Source organism: Micromonospora sp. NPDC051296 (assembly GCF_040682255.1).
GTDB classification, from domain to species: Bacteria; Actinomycetota; Actinomycetes; order Mycobacteriales; family Micromonosporaceae; genus Micromonospora; species Micromonospora craterilacus.
On record NZ_JBFBAO010000353.1, the window covers coordinates 1 to 7,320 of the forward strand.

Consider the following 7,320-nt stretch of genomic DNA (forward strand, 5'->3'; position numbering starts at 1 on the left):
TTGGCCGCTGCCCTCGACGCCGGTCACCCCGCGATCGTGGTGCCGGACCGGCAGATCGTCGGCTACTGGCATCTTCCCGCGCACCTCGACGGCCACGGCGGCCACCAGGTCGTGGCCTATGCGTACACCGACGACGGGGTACGCCTCGACGACCGCAACCTCGGCCCGCTCACCGTCGACCGCGCCCGCCTCGACCGGGCGCGGGCCCGCGTCGGCTCGTACCAGAACTGCCTGTGGGAGATCGAGGGCCCGGGCGATGCGGACCTGGCGGCGGCGGTGGTGGCCGGCATCGGCGACTGCCTCGCCGGGCTCGGTGGTTCCTCGGCGTCGTTCGCCCTGCCGGCCTGGCGCAAGTGGGCGAAGCTGGCCGCCGACGCCAAGGCGGCGAAGGGGTGGCCGAAGGTCTTCGCGGACGGCACCGGCCTGGTCGGCGCGCTGCTGTCGATCTGGGAGGGCGTCGAGCCGGTCGGCGCCACCGGCGGGCACCTGCGCGACCTCTACGCCACCTTCCTCGACCAGGCCGCCGCCCTGCTCCGCGCCCCGGACTTGACCGCATGCGGCGACCGGTTCCGCGACGCGGCAGCGGCGTGGCACCGGGTGGCCGAGACCGCGCTCCCCGCCGACGTACCCGAGTACCAGCAGCTCCGCGAGCTGACCGCGGACCTGGCGGCAGCGGTCGCGCTCGGTGACGAGGGCGACGACCAGCGCTCGGCCGCAGCCGTCGCCCTCTGGGCCACCCGCGCGGAACTCGACCGGCGGCCACCCACCGACCCCGACTTCCCCGCGCTGGCCACCGCGATCGCGTCCGCCTACGAGACCGAGGCAGCCGCTGTCGACGCGCTACGAAAGGCGGCCCGCACCCTCTCCGCCTGACCTCGCCCTGCATCAGCCCCGTCGATCATGGACTTTCCGTCGCGGCAAAAGCCGTGAAGGGGTTATCTCGGCGACCGAAAGTGCAAGATCGACGGGGTGGGTGCGGGGGCGTCAGGGTGGGGTGAGTTCAGCGAAGCGGGTGGTGAGGAAGGTGCGTTCGGCGTCGTTGTCGACGAGTTCCAGCGCTGTTCGGTATGCCTGCGCGGCCTCGGCGGGTCGGTCGAGGCGGTGCAGCAGGTCGGCGCGGATCGCGGGCAGGTAGTGGTAGCCGGCCAGCCGGGGGTCCTGGGCCAGCGCGTCGACCTCGGCGAGCGCCGCGGCGGGCCCGGCCACCATCGACACGGCCACCGCGCGGTTCAGCGCGACGACCGGGGACGGCCAGCGGGTCAGCAGCACGTCGTAGAGCTGGACGATCTGCGGCCAGTCGGTGGCGGCGTAGCTGGGTGCGAGGGCGTGCAGCGAGGCGATGGCGGCCTGGATTGCGTACCGGCCCACCCGACCGGTGCGGAACGCGTCGAGCACCAGGCGGCGGCCCTCGCCGATGGCGACCCGGTCCCAGGCGGAGCGGTCTTGGTCCGCCAGCCGGAGCAGCCGGCCCTCGGCGTCGGTGCGGGTGGCCCGGCGGGCGTCGGTGAGCAGCAGCAGCGCGAGCAGCCCGCGTACCTCCGGCTCGTCGGGCATCAGGGCCAGCAGCATCCGGGTCAGGTGCAGCGCGCGCTCCACCAGGTCGGCGCGGACCAGGTCGGCGCCGGAGGGCGCGGTGTGCCCGGTGGTGTAGAGCAGGTGGACGACGGTGAGTACCGCGTCCAGCCGCTCGGGCAGCTCGGCCGCCTCCGGTACCCGGTACGGGATCCGGGCCGCGGAGATCTTCTTCTTGGCCCGGGTCACCCGGGCCGCCATGGTCGGCTCGGAAACCAGGAAGGCACGGGCGATGTCGCCGGTGCTCACCCCGCAGACCAGGCGCAGCGTGAGCGCGACCTGCGCCTCGCGGGCGATCGCCGGATGGCAGCAGGTGAACACCAGGCGCAGCCGGTCGTCGGGTACGGCGTCCTCGTCGGGTTCGTCCATCTCGGCCTCGTCCGGTTCCACCAGCAAGGGCAGCTTCGAGCGGAACACCTGCTGCCGACGCAGTACGTCGAGGGCCTTGCGCCGGGCGGTGGCGGTGAGCCAGGCACCGGGCTTGTCCGGTACGCCGTCACGCGCCCACGCGCCCAGCGCGGCGACGTACGCCTCCTGGACGCACTCCTCGGCGAGGTCGAAGTCGCCGGCGACGCGCGCCGTCGCGGCGAGCACGAAGGCCCACTCGCGACGGTGCGCCTGCACCACGGCCCGCTCCGCCGCCGCGCCGTGTTCGGCCGCCCCGGCGTGCTCGACCGGGGCGGCGTCTCCGGCCCCGGGGGCGCCGGTCACGGCGGCGGGCTGGCGGTCGCTCACTCGGCGGGTGGCGTGAACAGCGGCCGGACCTCCACCCCGCCGTGGATGGTGGCCGGGTTCAGCTTGGCGATCTTCAGGGCGACGTCCAGGTCGGGTGCCTCCAGGACGTAGAACCCGGCGACGACCTCCTTGGCCTCGATGAACGGGCCGTCGGTGACGATGTCGCCGCGCACCGCCGTGGCCGTGGTGCTCGGTTGCAGCGCGAAGCCCGTGACGATCTGCCCGCCCAACTCCGCCACCTGCGCCGGGTACCGCTCGAGCAGCGCCACGTAGTCGGGCGTGAGGTCCATCGGGTCGGCCGGCGCCGGCGAGTAGACCAGGACTGCGTACTGGGCCATCAGATTCTCCTCGGGTCGTTGTCCATCCTCTGCCGTACCGACGGACCGGACCAGCCGGAATCGACAGCCTCCCGGAATTTTCTGCGCCAGCGGTCGCGGCCCGTGCCGGGCCACCGGCGGCGCGGTCGGTCCGTTGCCGGCTGCCTAGACTGCCCCGGGTGAGCGGAGAACGACGGCCCCTGGCGGCGCGGCCACTGACCGAGCCGCACCCGTCGCGGCTCCCGCCCGAGCACCCCGGGCGGGAGCGGATCCTCGCCGCGCACGCCGCCGCGCTGGCCGCCGGCGAGGCCGGCTACCTGGACCCGGACACCGGGCTGTTCGTGCTCACCGCAGGTTTCCTGGCCCGCCGCGGCACCTGCTGCGGTCGAGGCTGCCGGCACTGCCCGTACGTGAGCTGACGGCGCGTCAGGCGGCGGCGACGAAGACCCGGGAGGCGACCTCGCGGGGCAGTCGGACGCTCTCGCCCGAGCGGTCGATGGCGACGGCGTCGCGCTCCTGCGCCACCGTCACGGTGGCCCCCGGGTCGACGCCGGCCGCGTGCAGCTGCCGAAGCACCTCCGCGTCGGTCTGCACGCTCTCGCAGATCCGCCGGACGACCACCTTGCCGGTCAGGCCGGGGAAGGCCAGGTTGCGCTCGCCCTCGGCCGGCTCCGGCTCTGCCTCTCCGGGCGAGCCCAGCTCCTCCAACCCCGGGATGGGGTTGCCGTAGGGCGAGCGGGTCGGTCGGTTGAGCAGGTCGTAGACCCGCTTCTCGACCGCGTCGCTCATCACGTGCTCCCAGCGGCAGGCCTCCTCGTGGGCCTCTTCGTAGGGCATCCCGATCACGTTGACCAGCAGCAGCTCGGCGAGCCGGTGCTTGCGCATCACCGAGACGGCGGTGCCGCGGCCGAGCGCGGTGAGGCTGAGGTGCCGGTCGCCCTCGACCGTGAGCAGGCCGTCGCGTTCCATCCGGGCGACGGTCTGGCTGACGGTGGGGCCACTCTGGCGCAACCGTTCGGCGATCCGGGCGCGCAGCGGTGGCACGCCCTCCTCCTCGAGTTCGAGGATGGTGCGCAGGTACATTTCGGTCGTATCGACCAGGTCGTGAGACTTCATGGTGTCAGCGGCCCTCCGGTGATCGATGGTACCCTGCCGCACCCCCGGACGGCCGCCGCCGAACCGCGGCACCGGGTCACCGATGGTGTTGACTGGACGCCATGTCCGGTACCGAGGATCTTCTGGTCGAGGCCGGGCGGCTCGCCGCCGAGCTCGACGGGGCCGACCCGCCCACCCTGCTCGACGTCCGCTGGCGACTGGCCGGCCCGCCCGGCCGGGACGACTACGCCGCCGGGCACCTGCCCGGAGCGGTCTTCGTCGACCTGGACACCGCGCTGTGCGGTCCGCCCGGCCCGGCCGGCCGGCACCCGCTGCCCGACCCGGCCGCGTTGCAGGCGGCGCTGCGGGCCGCCGGGGTGCGCGCCGGTCACCCCGTGGTGGTGTACGACGGCGGCGACGGCATGTCCGCGGCCCGCGCCTGGTGGACACTGCGCTGGGCCGGGCACCGGCCGGTCCGGCTGCTGCACGGGGGCTTCCCGGCCTGGCTCGCCGCCGGCCTGCCCACCAGCACCGACGAGCCGACCCCCACCCCCGGTGACGTGGCCGTCCGCCCGGGCGCCCTGCCGGTGCTGGACGCGACGGCGGCCGCCCGGTTGGCGGCGGCCGGCGACGGCGTCCTGCTCGACGTCCGGGCCGCGCCCCGCTACCGGGGCGAACACGAGCCGATCGACCCGGTGGCCGGGCACGTCCCCGGCGCGGTGAACCTGCCGGCGCCCGAGTACGTCACCGACGGCCGTTTCCCGGCCGCCGAGGCGCTGCGGGACCGGTTCGGCGCCGCCGGGGTGGCCGCCGACGCACCCGTCGGGGCGTACTGCGGCTCAGGGGTGACCGCCGCGCAGGCGGTGCTCGCGCTGCACCTGGCCGGCCGGCCGGACGCCGCGCTCTACGTCGGCTCGTGGAGCAACTGGGTGGCCGACCCGGACCGGCCGGTGGCCACCGCCCCGCCACCCGACGCCTGACCGGTACGCGCACCGGCCGCGCGGCGGGCCCCGTGCGACGATGGGCAGATGTCCGACGACACGGTGGTGGTGTGGGACGAGTCGCTGCTCGCCTACAACATGGGTGACCACCCGCTGGACCCGGTGCGGGTGGAGCTGACCATCGCGCTCGCCCGGGAACTCGGCATCCTGCAACGACCGGGGGTGCGGCTGGTCAAGCCGGAGCCGGCCGACGACGCGCTGCTGACCCGGGTGCATGCCCCGCGCTACCTGGACGCGGTCCGGATCGCCCCGCGCGACCCGCTCTTCGCCGGCTTCGGCCTGGGCACCTCGGACAATCCCGTCTTCGACGGGATGCACGAGTCGAGCGCGCTGGTCGCCGGGGCGTCCGTGGCCGCCGCCGAGGCGGTGTGGCACGGCGAGGCCCGCCGCGCCGTGAACGTGGCCGGCGGCCTGCACCACGCCATGCCGGCCCGGGCCGCCGGCTTCTGCGTCTACAACGACCCCGCGGTGGCCATCGCCCGGCTGCTCGACCTCGGCGCGGAGCGGATCGCGTACGTCGACGTCGACGTGCACCACGGCGACGGGGTGCAGCAGATCTTCTGGAACGACCCGCGGGTGCTGACCGTCAGCCTGCACGAGACCCCCCTGGCCCTGTTCCCGGGCACCGGGTTCCCCGACGAGACCGGCGGCCCGGACGCCGTGGGCAGCGCGGTCAACGTGCCGCTGCCACCGGGTGTCGCGGACGCCGGCTGGCAGCGCGCCTTCCACGCGATCGTGCCGTCGGTGCTGCGTGCGTTCCGCCCGCAGATCCTGTTCACCCAGTGCGGAGCGGACGCCCACCGTGTCGACCCGCTCGCCGACCTGCACCTCTCCGTCGACGGGCAGCGCGCCACCTATCTGGCCTTTCGGGCGCTCGCCGACGAGCTGTGCGACGGCCGCTGGGTGGCCACCGGCGGCGGCGGGTACGCCCTGGTCGAGGTGGTGCCCCGGGCCTGGACGCACCTGCTGGCGGTGGCCACCGGTGCGCCGCTGGACCCGGCCACGCTGACCCCGCCGGCCTGGCGGGAACTGGCCGCGGCCCGCCGGCCCGGCCACGACGTGCCGCTGCGGATGACCGACGACGTCGACCCGGGGTACGAGCCCTGGCAGCCCACCGGCGAGCCGGACCCGGTGGACCGGGCGATCGCCGCGACCCGCAAGGCGGTCTTCCCGCTGTTCGGCCTCGACCCGCACGATCCACGCGACTGACTGCGCCGGCCGGGGGAGGGCCGCCCGAGGTGACCACAGCCGAACAAGCCGTGGACGTGCTGCTCAGCGACGGCAGCACGGTCCAGTTGCGACCGATCCGCCCGTCGGACGGGCCGTCGATCGTGGCCATGCACTCCCGGTTCTCCGAACGAACCCGTTACCTGCGCTACTTCTCGCCGTACCCGCGCATCCCGGAGCGGGATCTGCACCGCTTCGTCAACGTCGACCACCGTGACCGGGAGGCGTTCGTGGTGCTGGCCGGCGACCAGATCGTCGCCGTCGGCCGGTACGAGCGGCTCGGCCCACAGTCGCCCGACGCCGAGGTCGCCTTCGTGGTGGAGGACGCCTACCAGGGCCGGGGCATCGGCTCGGTGCTGATGGAGCACCTCGCCGACGCCGCCCGGCGGGTCGGGATCGTCAACTTCGTGGCCGAGGTGCTCCCGGCCAACGGCCAGATGCTGCGGGTCTTCGCCGACTTCGGGTACCAGATCCAGCGTCAGTTCGCCGACGGCGTGGTGCACCTCAGCTTCCCGATCGCACCCACCGAGGCGACCCTGGAGGTGCAGCGCGGCCGGGAGCACCGTACCGAGTCCCGTTCCATCGCCCGGCTGCTCGCCCCGCGCGGCGTCGCCGTCTACGGCGCCAGCGCCACCGGCCAGGGCGTCGGCGCGGCGGTGCTCGGGCACCTGCGCGACGGCGGGTTCACCGGGGTGGTGGTGCCGGTGCATCCCACCGCCGCCCGGGTCGCCGGCCTGCCCGCGTACCCGTCGGCGGCCGACGCCGGGCTGCCGGTCGACCTGGCAGTGGTGGCGGTGCCGCCGCCCTCGGCCCCCGAGGTGGTCGCCGACGCCGCCGCGGCCGGGGTGCACGGCCTGGTCGTCATCTCCGCCGGCTTCGCCGAGGCCGGCGTCGAAGGCGCCGCCGCGCAGCGCGCGCTGGTCCGTGCGGCGCACGCCGCGGGTATGCGGGTGATCGGCCCGAACTGCCTGGGGGTGGCGAACACCGACCCGACCGTACGCCTCAACGCCACCCTCGCCCCCCGCCTACCGGTGCCCGGACGGGTCGGCATCTTCAGCCAGTCGGGCGCGTTCGGCGTGGCGCTGCTGGCCGAGGCGGACCGGCGGGGGCTGGGCCTGTCCAGCTTCGTCTCGGCCGGCAACCGGGCCGACGTCTCCGGCAACGACCTGTTGCAGTACTGGCAGGACGACCCGGCGACCGACGTGATCATGTTGTACTTGGAGACCTTCGGCAACCCGCGCAAGTTCGCCCGGCTGGCCCGGCGCATCGGCCGGGACAAGCCGGTGGTGGCGCTGGCCTCCCCGGCCCGCCCGCCCGGGGTGGGCGACTCCGTCGGCCCGGACGAGACGGCGGTGAGCGCGCTGTTCACCCAG

General features: G+C 74.9%; 8 protein-coding genes. 5 read left to right on the plus strand and 3 right to left on the minus strand.

All coding sequences use genetic code 11. From position 1 onward, the window contains the following. Nucleotides 1-873, plus strand: an 873-nt coding sequence (locus tag AB0M52_RS27575; protein WP_363959507.1) for a DUF4872 domain-containing protein, incomplete at its 5' end; no start/stop codon positions are given. A 111-nt stretch (nt 874-984) separates the two neighbouring features. Here the strand turns inward: AB0M52_RS27575 and AB0M52_RS27580 are convergent. Beyond that, nucleotides 985-2,166 carry an RNA polymerase sigma factor gene (locus tag AB0M52_RS27580; RefSeq protein WP_363959528.1) on the minus strand — a complete coding sequence of 394 codons (1,182 nt, stop codon included), beginning with the start codon at nt 2,164-2,166 and terminating at the stop codon, nt 985-987. A gap of 137 nt (nt 2,167-2,303) precedes the next feature. Further along, nucleotides 2,304-2,645, minus strand: coding sequence for a YciI family protein (locus tag AB0M52_RS27585; protein ID WP_363959510.1), 342 nt, complete (start codon nt 2,643-2,645; stop codon nt 2,304-2,306). A 158-nt stretch (nt 2,646-2,803) separates the two neighbouring features. Here AB0M52_RS27585 and AB0M52_RS27590 point away from each other — a divergent pair, with 158 nt between their 5' ends. Next, nucleotides 2,804-3,043 (plus strand): DUF5522 domain-containing protein, encoded by a 240-nt coding sequence (locus AB0M52_RS27590; RefSeq protein ID WP_363959513.1) that lies wholly within the window; start codon nt 2,804-2,806, stop codon nt 3,041-3,043. A 7-nt stretch (nt 3,044-3,050) separates the two neighbouring features. Here AB0M52_RS27590 and AB0M52_RS27595 read toward each other — a convergent pair whose 3' ends face one another. After that, nucleotides 3,051-3,740, minus strand: coding sequence for a metal-dependent transcriptional regulator (locus AB0M52_RS27595; RefSeq protein ID WP_363959516.1), 690 nt, complete (start codon nt 3,738-3,740; stop codon nt 3,051-3,053). Between the two features lie 101 nt (nt 3,741-3,841). On the opposite strand from AB0M52_RS27595, the gene AB0M52_RS27600 reads away from it, so the two are divergent. The 3 genes from AB0M52_RS27600 to AB0M52_RS27610 all read left to right on the plus strand — a co-directional run. Continuing rightward, on the plus strand, nt 3,842-4,699 hold the full coding sequence (locus AB0M52_RS27600) for a sulfurtransferase (protein ID WP_363959519.1): 858 nt from the start codon (nt 3,842-3,844) through the stop codon (nt 4,697-4,699). 48 nt (nt 4,700-4,747) lie between these two features. Further along, a complete protein-coding gene (locus AB0M52_RS27605; protein ID WP_363959522.1) occupies nt 4,748-5,929 on the plus strand; it encodes an acetoin utilization protein AcuC in 1,182 nt (393 codons plus the stop codon). Between the two features lie 29 nt (nt 5,930-5,958). Next, nucleotides 5,959-7,320, plus strand: a 1,362-nt coding sequence (locus AB0M52_RS27610; protein WP_363959525.1) for a GNAT family N-acetyltransferase, incomplete at its 3' end; no start/stop codon positions are given.

What these genes read in the sequence shown, in the direction of transcription:
- AB0M52_RS27595 (WP_363959516.1), bottom strand. Translation starts at nt 3,740, where the DNA reads ATGAAGTCTCACGACCTGGTCGATACGACCGAAATGTACCTGCGCACC.
- AB0M52_RS27600 (WP_363959519.1), top strand. Translation starts at nt 3,842, where the DNA reads ATGTCCGGTACCGAGGATCTTCTGGTCGAGGCCGGGCGGCTCGCCGCC.
- AB0M52_RS27605 (WP_363959522.1), top strand. Translation starts at nt 4,748, where the DNA reads ATGTCCGACGACACGGTGGTGGTGTGGGACGAGTCGCTGCTCGCCTAC.
- AB0M52_RS27585 (WP_363959510.1), bottom strand. Translation starts at nt 2,645, where the DNA reads ATGGCCCAGTACGCAGTCCTGGTCTACTCGCCGGCGCCGGCCGACCCG.